General features: G+C 50.0%; 18 protein-coding genes and 1 other RNA gene. 5 read left to right on the top strand and 14 right to left on the bottom strand.

Annotated features, from left to right (window positions below; all coding sequences use genetic code 11):
• Positions 1–22 precede the first annotated feature (22 nt).
• From BZK41_RS14280 to BZK41_RS14295, 4 genes are read right to left on the bottom strand one after another with little or no spacing between them, the layout of a single operon-like run.
• On the bottom strand, positions 23–316 hold the full coding sequence (locus BZK41_RS14280) for a ferredoxin ydiT (RefSeq protein WP_003832609.1): 294 nt from the start codon (positions 314–316) through the stop codon (positions 23–25).
• On the bottom strand, positions 313–1,602 hold the full coding sequence (locus tag BZK41_RS14285; RefSeq protein WP_079938559.1) for an FAD-dependent oxidoreductase: 1,290 nt from the start codon (positions 1,600–1,602) through the stop codon (positions 313–315). The genes BZK41_RS14280 and BZK41_RS14285 overlap by 4 nt, the downstream gene beginning before the upstream one ends.
• A 56-nt stretch (positions 1,603–1,658) precedes the next feature.
• On the bottom strand, positions 1,659–2,594 hold the full coding sequence (locus BZK41_RS14290) for an electron transfer flavoprotein subunit alpha (RefSeq protein ID WP_079938560.1): 936 nt from the start codon (positions 2,592–2,594) through the stop codon (positions 1,659–1,661).
• A 21-nt stretch (positions 2,595–2,615) separates the two neighbouring features.
• On the bottom strand, positions 2,616–3,380 hold the full coding sequence (locus BZK41_RS14295) for an electron transfer flavoprotein (protein WP_079938561.1): 765 nt from the start codon (positions 3,378–3,380) through the stop codon (positions 2,616–2,618).
• Positions 3,381–3,886: 506 nt separating this feature from the next.
• On the opposite strand from BZK41_RS14295, the gene BZK41_RS14305 reads away from it, so the two are divergent.
• Complete coding sequence (locus BZK41_RS14305) at positions 3,887–4,777, top strand: AraC family transcriptional regulator (RefSeq protein WP_079938563.1); 891 nt, start codon at positions 3,887–3,889, stop codon at positions 4,775–4,777.
• A gap of 54 nt (positions 4,778–4,831) precedes the next feature.
• On the opposite strand, the gene BZK41_RS14310 is transcribed toward BZK41_RS14305, so the two are convergent.
• The 9 genes from BZK41_RS14310 to ydiK all read right to left on the bottom strand — a co-directional run bounded on the left by BZK41_RS14310 (position 4,832) and on the right by ydiK (position 14,091).
• Positions 4,832–5,983, bottom strand: coding sequence for an acyl-CoA dehydrogenase (locus BZK41_RS14310; RefSeq protein ID WP_003832619.1), 1,152 nt, complete (start codon positions 5,981–5,983; stop codon positions 4,832–4,834).
• Between the two features lie 13 nt (positions 5,984–5,996).
• Positions 5,997–7,592: an acyl CoA:acetate/3-ketoacid CoA transferase gene (locus BZK41_RS14315; protein ID WP_079938564.1), complete on the bottom strand. Its 1,596-nt coding sequence runs from the start codon at positions 7,590–7,592 to the stop codon at positions 5,997–5,999.
• A 155-nt stretch (positions 7,593–7,747) separates the two neighbouring features.
• Complete coding sequence (aroD, locus tag BZK41_RS14320) at positions 7,748–8,506, bottom strand: type I 3-dehydroquinate dehydratase (RefSeq protein ID WP_079938565.1); 759 nt, start codon at positions 8,504–8,506, stop codon at positions 7,748–7,750.
• Between the two features lie 36 nt (positions 8,507–8,542).
• Positions 8,543–9,409, bottom strand: a complete 867-nt coding sequence (gene ydiB, locus BZK41_RS14325; RefSeq protein WP_079938566.1) for a quinate/shikimate dehydrogenase — start codon at positions 9,407–9,409, stop codon at positions 8,543–8,545.
• Positions 9,410–9,430: 21 nt separating this feature from the next.
• The gene (locus tag BZK41_RS14330; protein WP_032943180.1) at positions 9,431–10,666 is read right to left on the bottom strand and encodes an MFS transporter; all 1,236 of its coding nucleotides are present in this window, start codon (positions 10,664–10,666) and stop codon (positions 9,431–9,433) included.
• A 240-nt stretch (positions 10,667–10,906) separates the two neighbouring features.
• Positions 10,907–12,127, bottom strand: a complete 1,221-nt coding sequence (locus BZK41_RS14335; protein WP_079938567.1) for an MFS transporter — start codon at positions 12,125–12,127, stop codon at positions 10,907–10,909.
• A gap of 48 nt (positions 12,128–12,175) precedes the next feature.
• On the bottom strand, positions 12,176–12,532 hold the full coding sequence (locus BZK41_RS14340; protein ID WP_079938568.1) for a YdiL family protein: 357 nt from the start codon (positions 12,530–12,532) through the stop codon (positions 12,176–12,178).
• Positions 12,533–12,689: 157 nt separating this feature from the next.
• Positions 12,690–12,797, bottom strand: an RNA gene (gene rprA, locus BZK41_RS14345) — antisense sRNA RprA.
• A 184-nt stretch (positions 12,798–12,981) separates the two neighbouring features.
• A complete protein-coding gene (gene ydiK / locus BZK41_RS14350) occupies positions 12,982–14,091 on the bottom strand; it encodes an AI-2E family transporter YdiK (RefSeq protein WP_003832632.1) in 1,110 nt (369 codons plus the stop codon).
• A gap of 213 nt (positions 14,092–14,304) precedes the next feature.
• Between ydiK and BZK41_RS14355 the strand changes: the two genes are divergently transcribed.
• The 3 genes from BZK41_RS14355 to BZK41_RS14365 all read left to right on the top strand — a co-directional run bounded on the left by BZK41_RS14355 (position 14,305) and on the right by BZK41_RS14365 (position 18,034).
• Positions 14,305–17,361: an FAD-binding and (Fe-S)-binding domain-containing protein gene (locus BZK41_RS14355; protein ID WP_079938569.1), complete on the top strand. Its 3,057-nt coding sequence runs from the start codon at positions 14,305–14,307 to the stop codon at positions 17,359–17,361.
• Complete coding sequence (gene menI / locus BZK41_RS14360) at positions 17,358–17,768, top strand: 1,4-dihydroxy-2-naphthoyl-CoA hydrolase (protein ID WP_079938570.1); 411 nt, start codon at positions 17,358–17,360, stop codon at positions 17,766–17,768. The genes BZK41_RS14355 and menI overlap by 4 nt, the downstream gene beginning before the upstream one ends.
• A 77-nt stretch (positions 17,769–17,845) precedes the next feature.
• A complete protein-coding gene (locus BZK41_RS14365) occupies positions 17,846–18,034 on the top strand; it encodes a YdiH family protein (RefSeq protein ID WP_003030540.1) in 189 nt (62 codons plus the stop codon).
• 67 nt (positions 18,035–18,101) lie between these two features.
• Here the strand turns inward: BZK41_RS14365 and BZK41_RS14370 are convergent, their stop codons facing one another.
• Entirely contained in the window at positions 18,102–18,953 is an 852-nt protein-coding gene (locus BZK41_RS14370) for a Vmh family MBL fold metallo-hydrolase (protein ID WP_079938571.1), read from the bottom strand.
• A 122-nt stretch (positions 18,954–19,075) separates the two neighbouring features.
• Between BZK41_RS14370 and BZK41_RS14375 the strand changes: the two genes are divergently transcribed.
• Positions 19,076–19,951, top strand: coding sequence for a LysR family transcriptional regulator (locus BZK41_RS14375; RefSeq protein ID WP_079938572.1), 876 nt, complete (start codon positions 19,076–19,078; stop codon positions 19,949–19,951).
• The last annotated feature ends 367 nt before the right edge of the window (positions 19,952–20,318 follow it).

The following is a 20,318-nucleotide window of genomic DNA, read 5'->3' on the forward strand; positions in this document are numbered from 1 at the left end:
GGTGTACTACAGGCAAAATCCGTTAGCCGTAGCGAAAATCAACGCCAAATGTTCCGACCGGATATTCCCATTGGTCGAGGATCGTGTCGCCGCACAGTACTCGACACGTTCCGCACTCCAGGCAACCAGCAGAATCAAAATGAATGTTTCCACTCTCGTCCTGCTTATACAGCCCGGCGGGGCAGGCTTTCAGCAGCTTGCGAAATTCATTAAGATCGGGATGTTCGGCCAGGATGATATGCGGGTGGCCTTCATCGACATTGAATTTATTAACGCCCAGTTTGACGTCAACGTTAACGGTATTGTCCTGATTCATAGTGCAGTTGCCCCCTTGATACCGTCTTTCAGTAAGTTCATCAGCCCGATTTGTTTTGCGTGGGACATAATCATCTTGCGAACCGGTTGATTTGGACGTCCGTCAACGGTGAACATATCGCTCATGATGTCGGCCACCATACGTGGGTACTGGGTGAACAGACGTGGGTTTTCCATCAGCACCGGGATCTTGCGAAAATGCTGTAAATCGCGCATCACACAGCCCTGTTCGAGCGCACGTTTGTAGTCCATCAGACTGCTGGCAGAGAAATCCTGTCGTTCTTTTGCTGCAATGGCTGTTTGGGCAGCGGCTTCTGCGGAAGCGATGGCCAAATCCATACCTCGCACCGTGAAACCCAGGTTCAGACAGAAACCGGCGGCATCGCCCACGATCATCACACCGTCATCGACCAGCTTTGGAACCATTGCCAGACCGCCTTCCGGCACCATATGCGCGGAATATTCCAGTAGTTCACCACCGGCAATCAATGGCCGAATAGTTGGATGTTGCTTAAAGTCTTCCAGCATTTGTGGAATGCTTTTTGTGGCATGGGCAATATCCCCCAGACCGCACACCAGACCCAGAGAGATGGAGTCCTGGTTGGTATACAAAAATCCTCCTCCCATCAATCCATCAGACGGTGAGCCCGCAAACAGCCAGGCCGCGCCTTCATTACCTGAAAGGTTGAAGCGATCTGCAATGACCGCTGGAGGTAAGCCGATCAGCTCTTTTACGCCGACGGCATAGTGATGTGCAGAAGAGGGCGGAACCATCCCCAGGGAGCGCCCCAGCATAGAGTTGACGCCATCGGCAAGGATGACAATATTGGCTTCGAGGATATCGTCACCGGCCTGGACTCCGGTGACCTTATTACCTTCGCGGATCAGGGCATCGACGCGCACGCCGGGGATGAACTGCACGCCAGCTTGTTCCGCTTTTTCCATTAGCCACGGGTCAAGTCTGTTGCGCAAAACGGTATACGAATCCTGCGTTGGTGCGTCAGCTTTTTCACGATGGAAATCGAGAGTGACGGCGCTTTCTTCGGTCAGAAAGGAGATTTTTTCGCGGGTGACTTTACGCTCGAGCGGCGCTTCCTGCGCGAACCCCGGCATGATGCGCTCAAGACTATGTGCATAGAGTCTTCCGCCGGTCATATTTTTACTGCCTGCACTGTTTCCGCGCTCGATGACCAGCACGTCCAGTCCGGCCTGAGCCATCACGTAGCCTGCAACCGTACCCGCCACGCCAGCACCGACCACAATGGCATCAAATTTTTCATCTGACATGCTTTATGCTCCCTTCCCGCTGCAAGGGCAGCGGGATATGTGAGTTAAATGTGGGGTTAGCGGCTGAGATGCTCGATAAGAGCCGGAACGACTTTGTAGATGTCGCCGACCAGTCCGTAATCGGCGTAATTGAAAATAGGGGCTTTCTTATCTTTGTTGATGGCAACAATGACTTTCGCGCCGTTACCGCCGACCATATGCTGAATTTGTCCTGAAATGCCGAGGGTGAGGTAAAGGTCCGATTTCAGTAATACGCCAGAAACGCCAATGTAGCGTTCGCGTTCCATCCAGTTTTCACCTTCGGCAATCGGTCGTGAACAACCCACTTCTGCACCCAGTACAGATGCCAACTGGCGCACCATCTCCAGATCGTTTTGCGCAACCAGGCCGCGGCCCACGCCCACCACGCGTTTGGCTTTGCTGAGATCCACGCTGCTCACGGATTTGGCGCGACGCTCCTGACACATAATTTCATGGTGCGGTGCGATGTAAGGTGCAGAGACAACAGGGCAGGTATGTGAAGCATTAGCTTCTACCGGTTCAAGTACGCCTGGGGCAAGGGTGATAATTGCCTGCGTGCTTTTGGTTTTTTCTTTGCCGAATGCCAGACCACCATACATACGGTGTTCTGCGAACAGTGAGCCATCATCAAGCGTTACCGACGTGGCGTCGTTTACCATCGCTGCATTGAGCTGAATACTTAACCGCGCGCCAAGGGATTTGGCCCGTTTGGTGGCTGGCATCAGTAATAGCCCGGCATGTTCTTGTATCAGGGCGGCGATGGTCTCGGCGAAGTTTTCAACACGCTGTAAACCGGACGTTGCTTCCAGCACGATTATCTCATCGGCTCCCAGAGGTTTAACCTGATTGGCCTGTTCGTTGCCTTGTACAATAAGGTGTACCTGTTCACCCCACAGGCGTGCGCCGGCCATTAATTCTGCATAGCGTTCTACGTTATCGCTGAACACCCATACGTTAGCTAATTTACTCATGATAATTTCTCTCCGTTGGGCTTAGTTCAGGGCTTTTTTCAGATGTTCAGCCAGCTCGGCGATGGCTTCTGCTGAGTCATTTTCCAGAATAATGTGCTTACGTTCTGTTTGTGGCGGAACGATGAGGCTCACCAGTTCTGCTAACGGTGAAGCAGGTGTCCAGCCAATATCGCTGGCTTGCCACGGTGTGACCGGTTTTTTACCCGCGCCCAGAATGGCTTTCATCGAGGGAATACGCGGGGTGTTGATATCTGAGGTTACGCACAGCACGGCGGGGAGCGGCAGTTCAATCACTTCAACTTCGTCTTCCAGCGTACGTTCAACCACAATGCGATCGCCGTTACGTTGGATGTTGCTGACGGCGTTAATCACCGGAAGTTGTAAGAGTTCGCCAACCAGTAAGCCCACCTGCTGGGCGTAGATGTCTCCAGACCCCTCACCGAACAGCATCAGGTCGAATTCAATATTTTTGGCTGCGCAGGCCAGCGCCTGAGACGTGTCTCGCGGTAATGAATGTTCCAGTTGGGGATCTTGCACCATAAACAAACTGTCTGGCCCGCGGGACAGTACGTCTTTACGCACTTTGGAGTTTTGCAGTAGCGAGCCGCCAACCGTTAAGGCGACGATTTCATCACCTTCCGCACTAAGTTGCGTCGCGGCCTCTATTGCATTCAAATCAAACTGACTGATTTTGGCATCGGCCCGGTCAAAGTTAAGTGAACGTTGTGGGGTAACAACAATGTCCTGTTCTTCAGGCACCAACTTAAAGCAGGTTATTAGTTTCATGGTATCTCCAGTGATTCTCGTGTGGATGATGACGGGGAGTGCCATCATCAACAGTAGGGAAAATTGACTGAAAATAGTGTGCGGCAGAGGAAGACTGTTTTCGACGGGGCAATCTGTTTTCATTCCCAACAATCTTGCAAAAAAAAGGACTTTATGAATGCTGAGTTTATGAACGCAAAGCCGACGTCGGGAGTTAAGGTGATAAATATGGAAATAAAATCGAGGCGCTTTTTTGAGAAATGGATCATATTTTTATCCGTTTCTGCACGCACTTTGTTTCTGGTGTGTAAATTATTATTGCTGACTTAATAACATTTATACTTTCCAGCTTTCTTAAAATAAAAATAATTTGTGAGAGCAGTGTGCTGGAGTTGGAGGTGCCATCTTGCAGACGACGCAAATAATTTTGTTTCGTCTGGGCAGAATAACGTTGTATAACGTCATCATCGTTTTTACTTTTCGATATTAATTATCCGCAAAATTACTGCCTTTCGGTGGAGGTTGTCATGTATCAACGCTGTTTTGATAATGCCATGGAGACCCTTTTTGAACAGGGGAAAACCCCGAGATTTTCGCGATTCGTCATCAGTGATGATCCTAACTGGGAGTCGGGCCATCATGTTCATGACAATGAAACAGAGCTTATCTATGTAAAAAAGGGTGTCGCAAGATTAATTATCGACTCTTCGCTGTATGTCGCGCATGCGGGTGACATCGTGGTGATAGAACAAGGGCGGTTACATGCGGTTGCTTCCGATAGCAGCGCGCCTGCAACCACTTACACCTGTGCGCTCTACGGCTTTCGTTTCAACGACTGGCAGGAGAACCAACTCTTGCAGATGCACTCGTGTCCGGTTATTAGCGTCAGTCAGGGCAAAGAGGTTATTAAAAGTATCTTTAATGAACTGAGTGTTATGATCCCGCAGAGTAAGAATAACCTGACGTCTTCTGCTTATGACGCCTTCGCTTATGCACTAACCGTTTTATATTACGAGAATTTTAAAAATGCTTATCGTTCTGAGCAGGGACATATTAAGAAAGATATCTTAATTAAAGATGTGTTGGTTTATTTAAATAACAACTTCCGAGAGAAAATTACGCTGGAACAATTGTCTAAGAAGTTTCGCGCCAGCGTGAGTTATATCTGTCACGAATTCACTAAAGAATATCGTATTTCGCCGATTAATTATGTGATTCAGCGACGAATGACAGAGGCAAAATTTGCCCTGACGAATACGGAGTCCTCGTTGGCAGAAATTTCCTGGCGGGTAGGGTATGAAAATGTCGATCACTTTGCCAAACTCTTTCAGCGGCATGTGGGTTGTACCCCCAGCGATTATCGTAAGCAGTTTAAAAATAACCTCGTAGAACAGGAATGTTTGATGCCAGAAATATGATTAACCTGGCACGTGCCGGATAACGCATTTGCGCTATCCGGCAAGCATTACTGCTTACTTATTCTGATAATCTTTCAGGATTTGGCGGCCTGCGACGTAAATCATGATTTCATCTGTACCACCGCCAATGCGTTCACAGCGGACATCGCGCCAGAAGCGGGAAACGCGTGCTTCGTCGGTGTAACCCAGTCCACCCATAATCTGAATGGCGTCATCAATCACTTCCATTGCCGTACGTGCGCAATACAGTTTTGCCAGCGCTGCACTGGTGCGCAGAGACTGTTCCTGATCGGCCTGCCAGGCGACTTTCAACACCATATTGCGCATGTTATCGATTTTAATCGCCATCAGCGCCAGTTTTTCCTGGATCATCTGATTGTGACCAATTGGCTTACCGAACGCGATGCGCTGGTTGGCGTAACGGGCGGCATCTTCGAAGGCGCATTCAGCAAAACCGGTACTGCGCGCAGCATTGATCAAACGTTCCATCTCGAAGTTGTACATGACGTTGAGAAAGCCCATGCCTTCCTCTCCGACCATATCGCTTTCGTCGACTTCAACGTCATCAAGATAGACTTCGCAGGTGCTGAGCATATGCCAGCCGATTTTATGCAGCGGGTTAACCTTAATGCCGGGTTTCTTCGAATCGACCCACCACAGCGTAAAGGCTTTTTTCGGATCTTTGGGTTCCGGATCGCGGGCCAGTACCAGCATATAGGGATACTCTTTCGCGCCGGTGATAAAAGTTTTCTGCCCGTTGAGATAGACCTTACCATTTTTGCGGGTGTAACTGGTGGTCGCGCTGTTGTTGTCGGAACCCGCTCCCGGTTCGGTTAATGCCAGCGCATACGCCGGATCGCCCGTTTCCATGGTGCTTTCTGCGGTCTTACGCAGTTGTTCGGCGGATCCAAAACGACGCATACTGTGAATGCACTGCCCGTTAGTGATCAAAAAAGCGGGCGCGCCACATTTTGAAACTTCCATCAGCGCCAGCATCTGCGTGACGTAATCCGCCGGGATGCCACCAAACTCTTCCGGAACGCCCAGCATCGAAATACCGTTGTCCGCGAGGGCACGCATAAACTCTTTCGGGTAAGTAGCCGTCTGATCGCAGGTGCGGAAATATTCTTCCGGGAAATTGCTGGTAATCAGTTCCCGAATGCTGGCAAGCAGCAGTTCTTGTTCTTCAGTTAACGAAAAGTCCATCAGGGTACTCCTTTTAATTGGCAGCGTCGGGTAATACAAACCCCATCGAGGCATCGATAAATAATCTTTCGTCCATCAGTTTCAGATTTGGAGAAATAATTGGCGTGAAATCCATCTTGTCCAGAATGTCTTCCTGTAAAGAGACTCCCGGTGCAATTTCGATTAAATGAAGACCATCTGCTTTTAACGTAAAGACAGCGCGTTCAGTGATGTAGCGCACATCAAGTCCACGTTCGAGGGCAATTTTTCCGCTGAAAGTCACTTCAGGTAATTCGTTGACGAATTTTTTCACCCGACCTTCCTGCACGATATTTAACTTGCCATCGGCAACTTCCGTTTTCAGACTTCCGGCAGTTAACGTGCCGCAGAAAATAATTTTTTTGGAGGTGGCGCTAATATCGATAAAACCGCCGGTACCCATGATTTTGCCATTGAATTTGTGTACGCCGACGTTGCCGTGGCGATCCACTTCGGCAAAACTTAAATAGCACACATCCAGCCCGCCACCGTGATAGAAGTCAAACTGGGAGGTCATATCCAGAATGGCGCGGGTGTTGACGTTGGCACCGAAAGCAATACCTTGAGAGGTGATTCCGCCAATCGGACCCGTTTCGACTGTCAGAATAAAATCGTCAGCACAGCCTTCTTCGCGCGCGACGAGGCCAATGCCATCGGCAATCCCTACGCCAACGTTGCCGACAGCACCTTTGCGCATTTCAAACAGGGCGCGTCTGGCCACCAGTTTACGCTGATTGAGCGGCAGGGCAGTCTGTTGGCTGTCATCGAGAACAAAATCGCCAGAGATAAAGCGGTTAACCGGCGCGCCGCCGTACAGTTGTGTTTGGTCGGGGTCGATGACCACAATATCGACCAGATAGCCGGGAATACGCACCGCTTTCGGATGCAACGTGGCTTTCTTCACCATTTTCTGCACCTGCATCATAACGATGCCGCCGTTATTGTGTACGGCCTGGGCAATCACCAGCGCATCGAGATACATCACTTCATCTTCAAAGGTGGCGTAGCCTTCGCTGTCGCAGGTGGTGGCACGAATAAAGGCGATGTTTGGCGCAATGGCTTTGTAATACAGGTACTCTTTGTTATCAATTTCCACCAATTTGATCAGATCTTCGGTGGTCACTTCATTCAGTTTGCCGCCTTGTTGGCGAGGGTCAACAAATGTACCGATGCCGATATCACTAAGGATCCCTGGCTGGTGAGCCGCCGATGCACGCAGGGTTTGGGTTAATACGCCCTGAGGATAGTTATAGGCGGCAATTTTATTTTGTTCAGCCAGGTCGGAGATACGCGGTGATTGTCCCCAGTGTCCGCATAATGCCCATTTGACTAAACCTTCCTGTGCCAGCGGGCTAATTCCCCGGTCGGCACGGTCACCCAGACCTGTAGGACTAATCAACGCTAAATTTCGTGGCGACTGAGAATTTTTATATTTTTCTGCCAGTGCTTTAATTAATGTTGTTGCTTCGAGAATACCCCCGCCCGCACCTAATATACAAAGCGTTGCTTCATCAGGAATATAATCAACTGCATCTGCAGCGGATAATACGGGTACCCGACCATCTATACGATTTGGTCTTGAAAATTTCATTTGAACTCCAGATTATATGCGTGCGACTACCTGTCGCTATATTCGACAATAATATTGTGAGTTATTTTATAACGCTTAATTACCGGCCAGATATCCGTGGTTAGACGAATATCTGGGGCAGGGCATTACTGATATTTATATGGATATATCTGTAATTAAGCCTGATGCAATATTGTCAATACAGTACGCAGGTCGGTGACCGAAATTTGTCCTGGGGCGGAGGCTTTTTTTACTGCCCCAAAGGTTGCCGCTGAACCGAAAACCTCACCAGACAGACGTGAAATCACCCCTGTTTTAGCCATCGACATGGTGATTATCGGGCGATCGGCATAGCGTTCTTGCATTTCCAGCGTGGCGCTAAGCAGCGTCAGAACATCCGCTTTATTTTGCGGCATCAAGGCAATCTTCGGGATATCTGCGCCCAGTTCCTGCATTTTACGCAAGCGCAGGACAATCTCTTCCGCGGCTGGTGTCTTATGAAAATCGTGATTGGACATAATCACAAAGACATTTTTCGCGTGGGCATGCTCGACGGTCGCTTTGACCAGTTCGTCTCCGGTAAACAGTTCCAGATCGATCATATCCACCAGACCGCTGTCTACTGCCGCGCGGTTAAGTGCAATATAGTGCTCGACAGACAGAGCCTGTTCACCGCCTTCTTTGGCGCTACGGAAGGTGAAAAGCAGTGGTTTGTCAGCCATCACATCGCGGATGGTGCGCGCAGCTTCCAACACCGCCTCAATGGAAGAGACATCGGTGAAATGGTCTACGCGCCATTCCAGAATGTCGAAATCCGCTTCGCGATAGGCCAGCGCTTCGCTTTTTACCGTTGCGATGTCTTTACCCATCAGCGAGACAATGATCTTCGGCGCACCCTCGCCAATAGCGAGGTTTCTTACGGTTACGGTTTTCATTGATTACCCTTTAACTATTGTACAAATGCTTGCCCGTCAGGCGGCAAAACCCATAACCTGTTTCACATACTCCAGTGGGAAATCTTTCCCGGTCCAGAGCTTGAACTGTTCAGCCCCTTGCCACAACAACATGCCGTAACCATCAATTGTTTTGCAACCAGCACTTTGTGCCTGCTGCAATAATTTGGTCATATGCGGGTTGTAGACGCATTCGGTTACCAGCAGTTCCGGACGCAGCAGGGAAACGTCGGTCACAAGAGATTCATTTTCCAGCGGCTTCATGCCGACTTTTGTGCCGTTGGTTAAAATATCCGCGCTGGCAAGTGCGTCAGCAAAAGCCTGGCGATCGGCGAGATCGATAACGGTGACCACGCAGTCGGTGTTTTCATTGACGCGTTTGGCAAACTCCTGCGCTTTGGCAAAAAACTCATCCTGGCGGTTAAAGAGTTTAATTTCTTTGATGCCTTCAATCGCTGCCTGGGCACCAATAGCCGTCGACGCACCGCCTGCGCCCAACAGTACCATGGTTTTACCTTTGATATCGAAACCACTTTCCTTAATTGCACGAATATGCCCTGTGCCATCGGTATTGTAACCGCGCAGGTAACCATCATCATTGACGATAGTATTAATTGCGCCGACCAGTTTGGCAGCAGGCGTTAATTCATCAACATATTCACATGCCAGCTGTTTGTTGGGCATTGAGACCCCGGTACCACGCATCTTTAAGGCCTTCAGCCCGGCAATGGCATTAGCAAACGTTGAGTTATCGACTTCAAATGCCATGTAAGTGAATGGCAATCCTGCTTTTTCTAATGCCTTATTTTGCATTTCAGGCGACAGGCTGTGTCTGATAGGGTAGGCCATCAAACCAATCAATTCATATTTTGCAGTTACATCCATTTGAAACTCCTTCTAAACAATTTATTGAAAATAACGCTCGCCCAACCGCACATCATTTTTTGGGATATCAAACACGCGGTAGTAACGAATAAAGACGATGATGGCGGTGACAAAAGCCAACAGAGCAAATGCAAGGTCCAGCAAAATAATGTACTGCAGACCAATGTTAGAGAGGTATCCGGTGATTAATGGGATAATAAAGTTGGCTACGCCCCCCATCATCATATAAATACTGGTGACTTTGGCTTTGCTCTTGGGAAAGAACTCCGACATCACCGAGACACCGAGCTGTAAAATACCGCCAGCGGCAGAGAACCCAATGAGAAATGAACCGGCGTTACATACCAGCGGAGATGGGTATAAATAGATCACGGCTGCGGTGATGGTTGCCAGTCCGGCATTAAATACATTCGCCCAAATAGGTCGTACCCATTTTTTCAACAGCGCGGCAAAGATAAATACGCAGACCAACGAACCCATACTGTAGTAAGAGATTGTTTTCAGTGCGTCGGATTCTGCCATGCCGGCAAAGGCCATCGCATACTTCGGCATCCAGACCACGATGACGTAAAAAGTTGAAAAGGCAGCAACACCAAACATGACGGATGCCACACCTTCCAGCCAGACCAACGGTTTACTGTTCATCTGTGGCAGATCTTTCGCGATGCCAGCATCCACCATCTGACTGGGGAAACGACTTTTTAGCAGCATCAAGGTAATGACTACAAACAACGCACCCGGGATAATGACCGCATAACCGTACCAGATATGGTTGAGCAGCATGGTGCTGACGACGATGGGGTAGATCATCTGCCCAAACGAGACCATCGCTTTCACCAGGATAACGGCTGAGCCAGAGGCTTTAGGGAAGCATTCCATTAACGCTGGGTACCCACCGGTATCCAGTGCCGAGTTTGCCACGCCAACGCAAACGGCCAGAATAAAGGCAATCATCAGATTAGGGCTGGCGGGAATACCGAAGAAGAACAGTATATAAAGAATCGCGCCTAACAGAATGATAGCCCGACGACCAAATTTATCTGAGAGCACACCAAAGAATAAGATGCTCACTAGTCGCCCCAGACCAATGCCTGAAATCAAATAGGCAATTCCTGCATTGTCGGTGGAAAATTTTTCTGCAAGAGAGGTCATATTTTGCGCCAGTGTAATGACGCTAATGCCGTGTAGGAAATAACTTAAATAAATACAGGTTATCGCCAAAAGAAATGGCGTATTAAAGGTCTTGCTTTGAGACATTTTCACAACTCCTTGCGGATTTTAAAATTGTTCTGTGCTCGTCGATATTGTTTAAATTGCGGCGACCTTGTAATTAATATACCGGGCGGCAGCCACAGAACCTACATAGCATGGCGTTTAAGTTGCCAGGTATATTGCATAACACACTGTGAAATTGAACTCTGCCATCCGGTGTTTTGCTGATTTTTTAAAATATATGCCAATTATTTTGCAGAAGGGGGGAACAATATTGCATCCACGTTATTCTACCGCTTGTATCATTTTCAGATGATGCTTTGACGCGATGTGGCTGCGATAACCAATAAACAACGCCAACAGGAACCCAACAGCGGCTATGCCAGTATCAAACCACATGATGTGAGCAATACTGGTTTCTGAGAGTTTTGCTGTTATCAATGGAATGGTGAAGGTCGCAATGCTGCCCGCGCTGTAGTAAATCCCGGTCGCTTTGCCCTTTGCATGTGGAAAGCGTGCGGCCATCAGCGTTAAACCGATTTGCACAACGCCTCCGGCTGACGAAAAACCGATGACAAACGCGAAGATAATGACCACGTAGGGTGTCGGATGCAGACAAACCATCAGCAGTGCGGTAAATGAGATAAACGTATACAGCATCAACATTGATGTCGCGCGTTCTGCTTTTCGCGCAAGCGGGGCGGTGATCAGCACGCACAGTAGAGAGCCGCAGGTATAAATGCTTAACAGTTTGATCGATAACGTATAGGACATTCCGGCGACAAACTGTCCGTATTGCGCCAGCCACTGGCTTACCAGGTAAAATGTTGCCATTGCGATGTAGCCGTACAGGGTATAGCTGGCAAGATCGAGCAGGGAGCAACGATGTGCAGGTTGTCCGGTTTCGCGTTCAACAGGTTGTGCCCTGATGACGGTATGTGGCCCAGGGTGTGGCGGAAACCGACAGCGAAACAAAAACACGCCGTTGAGTATCATAACGGCTGCCGCCAGCAGGAAGGACCAGCCAAACCAAAGTTCGGCCCACACCAGCAGACTGATAATCATTGGCAGCAGGAACTGACCGCTGGAGACGAAGGCTTTTATCAAAATATTGGCCGTGCTGGGTGAACGGGGGAATGCCTCCATCAGGCTGGGATAGGTTCCGGCATCGAGAAAACTGTTTGCCATTCCTGCTAAAAAACCAAAAGCATAGGCAAGAAAAATACTGTGAGTATTGATGATGCCAATAAAGAAAATCAGGTAGCAGGTCATACCAAGGATAATAAATGGTCTGCGACCGTAGCGATCGGAAAGCATCCCTGCCACTAATAAAACGCTTAAGCGGCCGATACCAAGTGAGGAAATAACTATCGAGACGCCCGCAGCATTGGTTTGCCACTGTTGTTCCAGCGAAGACATATTGAGGCTCATCAGAATGACCCCCATGCCGTGCACCAGGTAATTTAGGTACAGCCCTATCGCAGTGGAGAAATAGGTGTTTTTCATAATGTGATACTCAGCGAAGAGGCTAAATAGGTATGGCGTTGCAATCTCTTAACACATACGCTCGAGATCGTGAGCATAGAGTTCAACAGCTGCCGACTGATAGATTTTCCAGTCGAGAAAACCCTCATGGTGATAAACCGCCTGAAAAGCGTTCAGATCAGGGAAAAAACGCATGGTGTTATTACCGATACGATTATTTATTTTGTCGATAATTGCATTAATTCTTAACTTCCTCCTGGCTTTCATTTCTGAACAAATGCGGACGATGTCGCCTGGAATTTCTTTTTCACCCTTTTCCCATTGCTGCCAGGCGGCAACATTGTCATCGCGCGCGATATACCTGGCACTTTCTTCCACCGTCATAGCAAAAATATGGCGGATCGCCTGTAGCTCTAATGCGTTCATTATTTGGTCACTTCATAAAAGACGGTAGAATAGTAATAACATTGCTGTGGATATTTCGGCTTGAAGAGAGTCACAGTATTTTGTGCAATATTATTTGTTCCCTGGCTGGGAAGAGAATGTGTTGGTGCGCTAAGGTTGGTGGAGCGGCACGGGAAGGACAAAAAAAAGCCCATCGTGGGAGATGGGCAAAGACTACACACAGCAATTCGTTGTTTCACTCAGGGGATTTCCATGCTTATAAATCAATGTGTTGATCTAAAGCCATGGGTTAATAGTAGGCATACTGATTTTTTACGTCGATCAGATTCATCTCAATAGTTTAAAAACTGTAAAGAATTTGCGACACAAATGAGTATTGAAAGAAGGACGAGGTTGGGTCTAATCCCGTAAGAGGAAGAGATTGATTAGTATTGTTAAATAATCAGGCGGCGCTGCCGCCTGATGTTGGATTACTTATTGCGTTCGATTTCAGCAATTTCTTCGAGGATTTCATCCGGATTGGTACCTGGCGCAGGCGCTTCGTTTACCCAGGCGGAGAACAGACGCCAGGAAACAGCCAGTACCACTGGGCCGATAAACAGGCCAATCATGCCGAAGGCAATCAGCCCACCGATGACCCCGGAGAGAATCAGGATCAGTGGCAAATCAGCCCCCATACGAATCAGCATCGGTCGAATCACGTTATCCAGTGTTCCGACCACGCCGCTCCACACCAGCAGCACGGTGCCCCAGGTTGAATCCCCCGTCCAGTATAGCCAGATAATGGCCGGAATCAGCACCGGCAACGGCCCCAGTTGCACCAGACAAGACAGGATCATCAATACCGCCAGCAGTGTGGCATACGGCACGCCGGTCACCGCCAGACCAATACCCCCGAGCACTGCCTGCACCAGAGCGGTGACCACAACGCCTAATGCGACGGCGCGTATGGCTTGCGCTGCCAGCAGAATGGCAGCATCGCCACGTTTTGAGGCAAGACGGCAGGCGAAGTGACGAATACCTAATGCGACCTGTTCACCGCGCCAGTACAACAGGGCACTGAACAGCAGCATCAGACCACAGTGCATCATAAAGCGGCCGATATGCGCGGCCTGACCGACGAACCATGTGGTGGTGGTACCGATATAAGGACGAACCTTGGCCATAATGGCCGAACCGCCCATATCCAGTAAGCTGTGCCATGCGCCATACATTTTGGCACCCACCAGCGGAATGCTGTTCAACCACGCCAGATCCGGTAGCGTCATATCACCTGCGGTTACGGCATGGATCAGCGGCCCACTGCCATCGACGATGCTGTTAACCAGCAGTGCGATGGGGATGATGAACAACAGCACTAACAACAGCGTCATCACCAGTACGGCAAGTGAACGACGTCCCCAGAGCAATTTTTGTAAGCGTAGCAGGATAGGCCAGGTTGCAATGACAATCGTGCCTGCCCAGGCAAAACCGAGGATAAAGGGCTGAACAATCCAGAGACAGGCCACAATCAGGATGGCTAAAAACAGCACCGATAGCAGCACTTGTGCAATATCCCTGGGCTGACGGAAATTTACCATAAATACTTTTCACCTTTGTCTTTGCGCCAGAACGTTGACGCGACGTGAATACTTAAATGACACCCTGTAATGATGAGCAATTTCAGCGGTTTTGAACAGGCGGATTCTGCCTGTAAATCTGCTGAGCGTATTAGAAAAAAATGTGATACAACAAACATAGCAACACGCAAACGATTAAATTCACAACACAGACCGCAGGAAAGGGTCACTATAATGATTCCACAAATTTCTCAGGCGCCAGGTGTCGTTCAACTGGTGCTCAATTTTTTGCAGGCGCTGGAGCAGCAAGGATTCACGGGTGATACGGCAACGAGCTATGCCGATCGTCTGACAATGTCGACGGATAACAGTATTTATCAGCTGCTACCTGATGCTGTCGTTTTCCCTCGTTCAACCGCAGATGTGGCGCTAATCGCCCGTCTGGCGGCAGAACCGCTTTTCTCGTCGTTGATTTTTACCCCGCGCGGCGGCGGCACCGGGACCAACGGTCAGGCGCTGAACCAGGGCATTATTGTTGATATGTCCCGCTATATGAGCCGCATTATTGAAATCAACCCGCAAGAAGGTTGGGTGCGGGTAGAAGCCGGGGTGATAAAAGATCAGCTCAACCAATTTCTGAAGCCATACGGCTATTTCTTTGCCCCCGAATTATCCACCAGTAACCGGGCAACGCTCGGCGGGATGATCAACACCGATGCGTCCGGGCAAGGATCGTTGGTTTACGGTAAAACTTCCGACCATGTGTTGGGCATCCGTGCGGTGCTGATGGGCGGTGATATTCTGGATACCCAGCCCATGCCGGTCGAGCTTGCCGAAATGCTGGGTAAAAGCAATACCACGATTGGCCGTATCTATAAGACCGTTTATGAGCGTTGTCGTGAGAATCGACAGCTGATCATGGATAAATTCCCGAAACTTAATCGCTTCCTGACGGGTTACGATCTGCGGCACGTCTTTAACGATGAGATGACCGAATTTGATTTAACCCGCATTCTTACCGGCTCTGAAGGTACGCTGGCGTTTATCACCGAAGCCCGCCTTGATATCACGCCGCTGCCCAAAGTCAGACAACTGGTTAACGTTAAGTACGACTCTTTCGACTCGGCGTTGCGTAACGCGCCGGTGATGGTGGAAGCGCGCGCATTGTCGGTAGAAACCGTCGACTCCAAAGTACTCAATCTGGCGCGTGAAGACATCGTCTGGCACTCGGTAAGCGAACTGATTACCGATGTAGCGGATAAAGAGATGCTGGGTCTGAACATTGTGGAGTTTGCCGGTGACGACGAAGCCTTAATTGATTCACAGGTCAGCGCGCTGTGTGACCGACTGGATGGGTTAATCGCTCGTCAGGAAGCGGGCGTTATTGGCTGGCAGCTGTGTACCGAACTGGCGGGTGTCGAACGTATTTACGCCATGCGTAAAAAGGCCGTCGGTCTGCTGGGCAATGCAAAAGGTTCCGCGAAGCCAATTCCGTTTGCCGAGGATACCTGCGTTCCTCCGGAGCATTTGGCTGACTATATTGCCGAGTTTCGCGCGCTGCTCGACAGCCATGGTCTGAGTTACGGCATGTTCGGTCACGTGGATGCTGGCGTGCTGCACGTCAGACCGGCGTTGGATATGTGCGACCCGCAGCAGGAAGTGCTGATGAAACGCATTTCTGATGATGTTGTCGCGCTGACGGCAAAATATGGCGGTCTGTTGTGGGGTGAGCACGGGAAGGGTTTTCGTGCGGAATACAGCCCGGCGTTCTTCGGTGATGAACTGTATCGTGAACTGCGCAAAGTGAAATCGGTGTTTGATCCGCAAAACCGGCTCAATCCGGGTAAAATCTGTCCACCGGAAGGCGTTGATGCGCCGATGATGAAAGTGGACGCGATGAAACGCGGAACGTATGACCGTCAAATCCCGTTGGCCGTACGCCAGGAGTGGCGGGGGGCAATGGAGTGTAACGGCAACGGGTTATGCTTTAACTTCGATGCGAAAAGCCCCATGTGTCCGTCGATGAAAATCAGCCTCAACCGTATTCATTCGCCGAAAGGGCGAGCCACGCTGGTACGTGAATGGCTGCGTCTGTTGGCCGATCGCGGGATCGACCCTGTGCAACTGGAAAAAGAGCTACCGGAGAAACGCGCCAGTTTACGCACGCTGATTACCCGTACCCGCAACAGCTGGCATGCGCGTAAGGGGGAATACGATTTCTCGCATGAAGTGAAAGAGGCGATGTCAGGGTGCCTGGCGTGTAAAGCCTGTTCCACACAGTGTCCGATTAAAATTGATGTGCCGGAGTTTCGCTCACGCTTCCTGCAGCTGTACCACACGCGTTATCTGCGCCCGTTGCGCGATCACATGGTGGCGACCGTTGAGAGCTATGCGCCGCTAATGGCACGGGCGCCTAAAACATTTAACTTCTTCATCAATCAGCCGCTGGTGCGAAATCTGGCTAAAAAGCACATTGGAATGGTTGATTTACCGCTGTTGTCTGCGCCGTCGCTGCAACGCCAACTGGTGGGGCATCGTTCCGCCAATATGACGCTGGAACAGCTCGAATTACTCAGCCTTGAGCAAAAAGCCCGTACGGTGCTGGTGGTGCAGGACCCTTTCACCAGCTATTACGATGCGCAGGTGGTCGCTGATTTTATACGTCTGGTAGAAAAACTGGGTATGCAGCCGGTACTGCTGCCGTTTTCGCCAAACGGCAAGGCGCAGCACATTAAAGGCTTTTTAAACCGTTTTGCCAAAACGGCGAAAAAGACATCCGAGTTTCTTAACCGGGTAACGAAGCTGAATATTCCGATGGTGGGTGTTGATCCGGCTCTGGTGCTTTGTTATCGCGATGAATACAAGCTGGCGCTGGGAGAACAGCGGGGTGATTTCCAGGTATTGCTAGCCAACGAATGGTTATCGAAAGCTGTGGAAGCACAGCAGCCAGTCGCTGTTGGCGGTGAACCGTGGTACTTCTTTGGCCACTGTACGGAAGTGACGGCTTTGCCGGGTGCGCCTGCACAGTGGGCGGCTATTTTTGCTCGCTTTGGCGCAAAGCTGGAGAACGTCAGCGTGGGGTGCTGTGGTATGGCTGGCACCTATGGTCACGAAGTGAAGAACCACCAGAACTCACTAGGAATCTATGAGTTATCATGGCACCAGGCAATGCAACGATTGCCGCGTAACCGTTGTCTGGCTACAGGGTACTCCTGTCGCAGCCAGGTTAAACGCGTTGAAGGTACGGGCGTTCGCCATCCATTACAGGCACTGCTGGAGATTATAGGATGATCTGGAAACGTGAAGTCACACTCGAGGCGCTCAATGCCATGGGTGAAGGAAATATGGTTGGGTTGCTCAATATTCGTTTTGTGCATATTGGCGACGATACGCTGGAAGCGACGATGCCGGTGGACCATCGTACTAAGCAACCCTTTGGGTTGTTACACGGCGGCGCATCCGTGGTGCTGGCGGAAAGCATTGGTTCGGTAGCGGGCTACTTATGTACTCAGGGTGAGCAGAAAGTGGTGGGCCTGGAGATCAACGCCAACCATATCCGTTCTGCACGGGAAGGGCACGTCAGGGGCGTATGTCGCGCGTTACATACAGGTTCTCGTCACCAGGTGTGGCAAATAGAAATCTTCGATGAGCAGGGACGATTGTGCTGCACGTCGCGTCTGACGACCGCAATTTTGTGATGCATATTGCTTTTGGTCATTATCTGCACAGGGAATGGTGTTATACTGTGCAGGTTTTGAACACAAGCGAGGATGATATGTCTACCCAATTAGACCCTGCCCAACTGGCAATAGAATTTTTACGTCGTGATAAAACCGATCTTTCACCGGCTCAGTACCTGAAAAGGCTGAAACAGCTTGAGCTGGAGTTTGCAGATCTGTTGGCGCTCTCTTCCACTGAACTGAAAGAAGAGATCTATTTTGCCTGGCGCATGGGCGTTCATTGATTCCTGTATGCTTATCGTAACGAAACCCCGACACGCGTTCGGGGTTATTTTTTGCCTTAAAACTTCATTACCACTTCATCTCGCCGCTATTAACTTTTGCACTTAGTTCCAGCGAGCTTACGTCCGCCAGACCTGGCCATGCTGCCGTCATGGTTTTAATCACATAATCCGATCCTTTCTTCGCCGCAAGCGCCTGCTCAAACGACTGCAAATAGTCCTGGGTGAAGCGAATAGCTTTATCGCCAGTTGGGCGGTCGCCAATGTAATGACCCGGGACCACCTGAGTGGGCTGTAGGCTCTGCATTTCGCTCAGTACGCTACGCCATGCACTACGTTGTTGTTCAGACTGTGTATCCGCCGTCCAGACGTGAATACCTGAAGCCACGCCTGTGCCGCCAATAATGGCGCGATTCGCCGGGATCCAGACATACGCTGCATAATCGTTGGGGTGACGCAGTTCCAGCGTTTCGCCATCAACCGTGAACTGCGTTTGCGTAGTTGCCTGCGGAACGGTGAGCGATGTTGGCGCGCCGTCCTTCATTTGCGGGCCCCAGAACTGCAGCTTGGCCTCTTTGGTGGCGCGGATATGGTCTACCACCTGCGGCGTAGCCAGGACTTTTACCTGTGGGAAGGCCTTTACGATGGGCTGCAGACCAAAATAGAAATCCGGATCGCCGGAGGTGATCACTATAGCCTTCAGCGTTTTACCGCTGGCGCGAATCATCTGCACCAACTGTTCGCCATCTTTGGTACTGAACTGGGCGTCAAACAAAATCGCCTCTTTTGGGCCAGACACCAGCGTCGAAGAGACCGGGAAAATAGCCTTATCTTGCGGATTATAGACGTCCAGCTGTAGCGGTGCGGCAAAAGCGGAAGATGCAAACAGCGGTAACAGCAGAGCCAGAGTTTTAACTTTCATACCAGGTAACCTTGTGCAGGAAATTGTCTTTTGATAGTTCCCGTATTTTAAGGAAATTCGGATCTGTTAGAATTCCCTCATTAGGACATGCTGAGTTTCATAAAACGATCGGATGGGATGCAATGGACAGAGTGATGGCGGCAACGGTATTCAACCATATCTGTGATTTGGGCAGTCTGAGTGCCGCCGCGCGTGCATTGGGGTTGTCACGCCCGATGGTCAGTCGATATCTCGACGAGATGGAGAAATGGGCAGGCGCAAGGCTTATCCATCGCTCATCGCGTCGCTTGACGATCACGCCTGCAGGTGAAGAGGCATTAGTGAAAACACGTTCTCTGGCGCAACTTTCGCTGGATATTGGTGCCGCCAGTGCTGCGCAAATTCCCTCCGGCACGCTACGTGTGGCCTGCGCCCATTTTACCGCCATGCATATTCTTGCTCCGGTTCTGCCGACGTTTATGGCGCAATATCCGCAGTTACGTATTGAGGTGGAGATCAATAACCAACCGGTAAGCCTTGTGGGGGAACGCATCGATGTGGCGATCCGCATAACGGATAATCCAGAGCCAGGGACCATCGCCCGTCGGTTGGGCGACTGTAAATCGGTTCTTTGTGCGTCTGTCGATTATCTGCATCAGCATGGCACGCCTGAGACAATCGACGATCTCACACGGCACAATTGCCTGTACTACAGCGGTTTTGCCGGACAATCCTGGCACTTTTTGGATCCTCTGGGGCAGCCGGTCTCCGTTGCAATCAGAGGCAATTTGAGCGCCGGGATCTCTTCGCTGCTCTGCGAGTCGGCGCTGGCAGGAATGGGGATCGCGTTGGTGCCAGAGCTGGAGGCACAGGAAGGATTGGCGCAGGGAAAACTGATTAGACTATTGCCCGAGCTTCAACCTAAATCCCTGCCGATATATGGTTTATACCTTTCGCGTGAACATCAACCCGCAGGGCTACGCCTTCTGCTGGACGCGATCAGTGAAGTACAGCGCTAATCATGTGGCTAGATGTGCTTATAAAATAGTCAAACAGCAATTAATGTTAAAAAAAACTAATCGGTCTATGAGATTCTTCTTATCGCCCCTTCAAGAGCTAAGCCAATATGAGTGCCGGAGATAAGCGCCGGATGGGGTCGGAACCCTTAAGCCTGCCAACAAGCAGACTTAAGGGTTTTTTGTTGTTTGTCGTTGATACTGAAAACAGTGGGACGGAGGTCCTGCTGTTAAGTAGGCATTTAATTTTTACATCTTTCCATTATCATTGATACGGATAATATAAAAATTCCATTCAATAATAATGCGGCTATAAAAATAACGGTCATATGGGTATTATCCCACGTATTTGGATCCATTTCTTTACGCT

The organism is Citrobacter sp. A316 (assembly GCF_002042945.1).
GTDB classification, from domain to species: Bacteria; Pseudomonadota; Gammaproteobacteria; order Enterobacterales; family Enterobacteriaceae; genus Citrobacter; species Citrobacter portucalensis.

Bases quoted from the DNA above. Each gene is read 5' to 3' on its own strand.
- BZK41_RS14305 (WP_079938563.1), top strand. From the start codon at position 3,887: ATGTATCAACGCTGTTTTGATAATGCCATGGAGACCCTTTTTGAACAG.
- BZK41_RS14310 (WP_003832619.1), bottom strand. From the start codon at position 5,983: ATGGACTTTTCGTTAACTGAAGAACAAGAACTGCTGCTTGCCAGCATT.
- BZK41_RS14330 (WP_032943180.1), bottom strand. From the start codon at position 10,666: ATGTCTCAAAGCAAGACCTTTAATACGCCATTTCTTTTGGCGATAACC.
- BZK41_RS14285 (WP_079938559.1), bottom strand. From the start codon at position 1,602: ATGTCAGATGAAAAATTTGATGCCATTGTGGTCGGTGCTGGCGTGGCG.
- BZK41_RS14375 (WP_079938572.1), top strand. From the start codon at position 19,076: ATGGACAGAGTGATGGCGGCAACGGTATTCAACCATATCTGTGATTTG.
- ydiK (WP_003832632.1), bottom strand. From the start codon at position 14,091: ATGGTAAATTTCCGTCAGCCCAGGGATATTGCACAAGTGCTGCTATCG.
- BZK41_RS14280 (WP_003832609.1), bottom strand. From the start codon at position 316: ATGAATCAGGACAATACCGTTAACGTTGACGTCAAACTGGGCGTTAAT.
- aroD (WP_079938565.1), bottom strand. From the start codon at position 8,506: ATGAAAACCGTAACCGTAAGAAACCTCGCTATTGGCGAGGGTGCGCCG.
- BZK41_RS14365 (WP_003030540.1), top strand. From the start codon at position 17,846: ATGTCTACCCAATTAGACCCTGCCCAACTGGCAATAGAATTTTTACGT.
- ydiB (WP_079938566.1), bottom strand. From the start codon at position 9,409: ATGGATGTAACTGCAAAATATGAATTGATTGGTTTGATGGCCTACCCT.
- BZK41_RS14370 (WP_079938571.1), bottom strand. From the start codon at position 18,953: ATGAAAGTTAAAACTCTGGCTCTGCTGTTACCGCTGTTTGCATCTTCC.
- BZK41_RS14335 (WP_079938567.1), bottom strand. From the start codon at position 12,127: ATGAAAAACACCTATTTCTCCACTGCGATAGGGCTGTACCTAAATTAC.
- BZK41_RS14290 (WP_079938560.1), bottom strand. From the start codon at position 2,594: ATGAGTAAATTAGCTAACGTATGGGTGTTCAGCGATAACGTAGAACGC.
- BZK41_RS14295 (WP_079938561.1), bottom strand. From the start codon at position 3,380: ATGAAACTAATAACCTGCTTTAAGTTGGTGCCTGAAGAACAGGACATT.
- menI (WP_079938570.1), top strand. From the start codon at position 17,358: ATGATCTGGAAACGTGAAGTCACACTCGAGGCGCTCAATGCCATGGGT.
- BZK41_RS14340 (WP_079938568.1), bottom strand. From the start codon at position 12,532: ATGAACGCATTAGAGCTACAGGCGATCCGCCATATTTTTGCTATGACG.
- BZK41_RS14355 (WP_079938569.1), top strand. From the start codon at position 14,305: ATGATTCCACAAATTTCTCAGGCGCCAGGTGTCGTTCAACTGGTGCTC.
- BZK41_RS14315 (WP_079938564.1), bottom strand. From the start codon at position 7,592: ATGAAATTTTCAAGACCAAATCGTATAGATGGTCGGGTACCCGTATTA.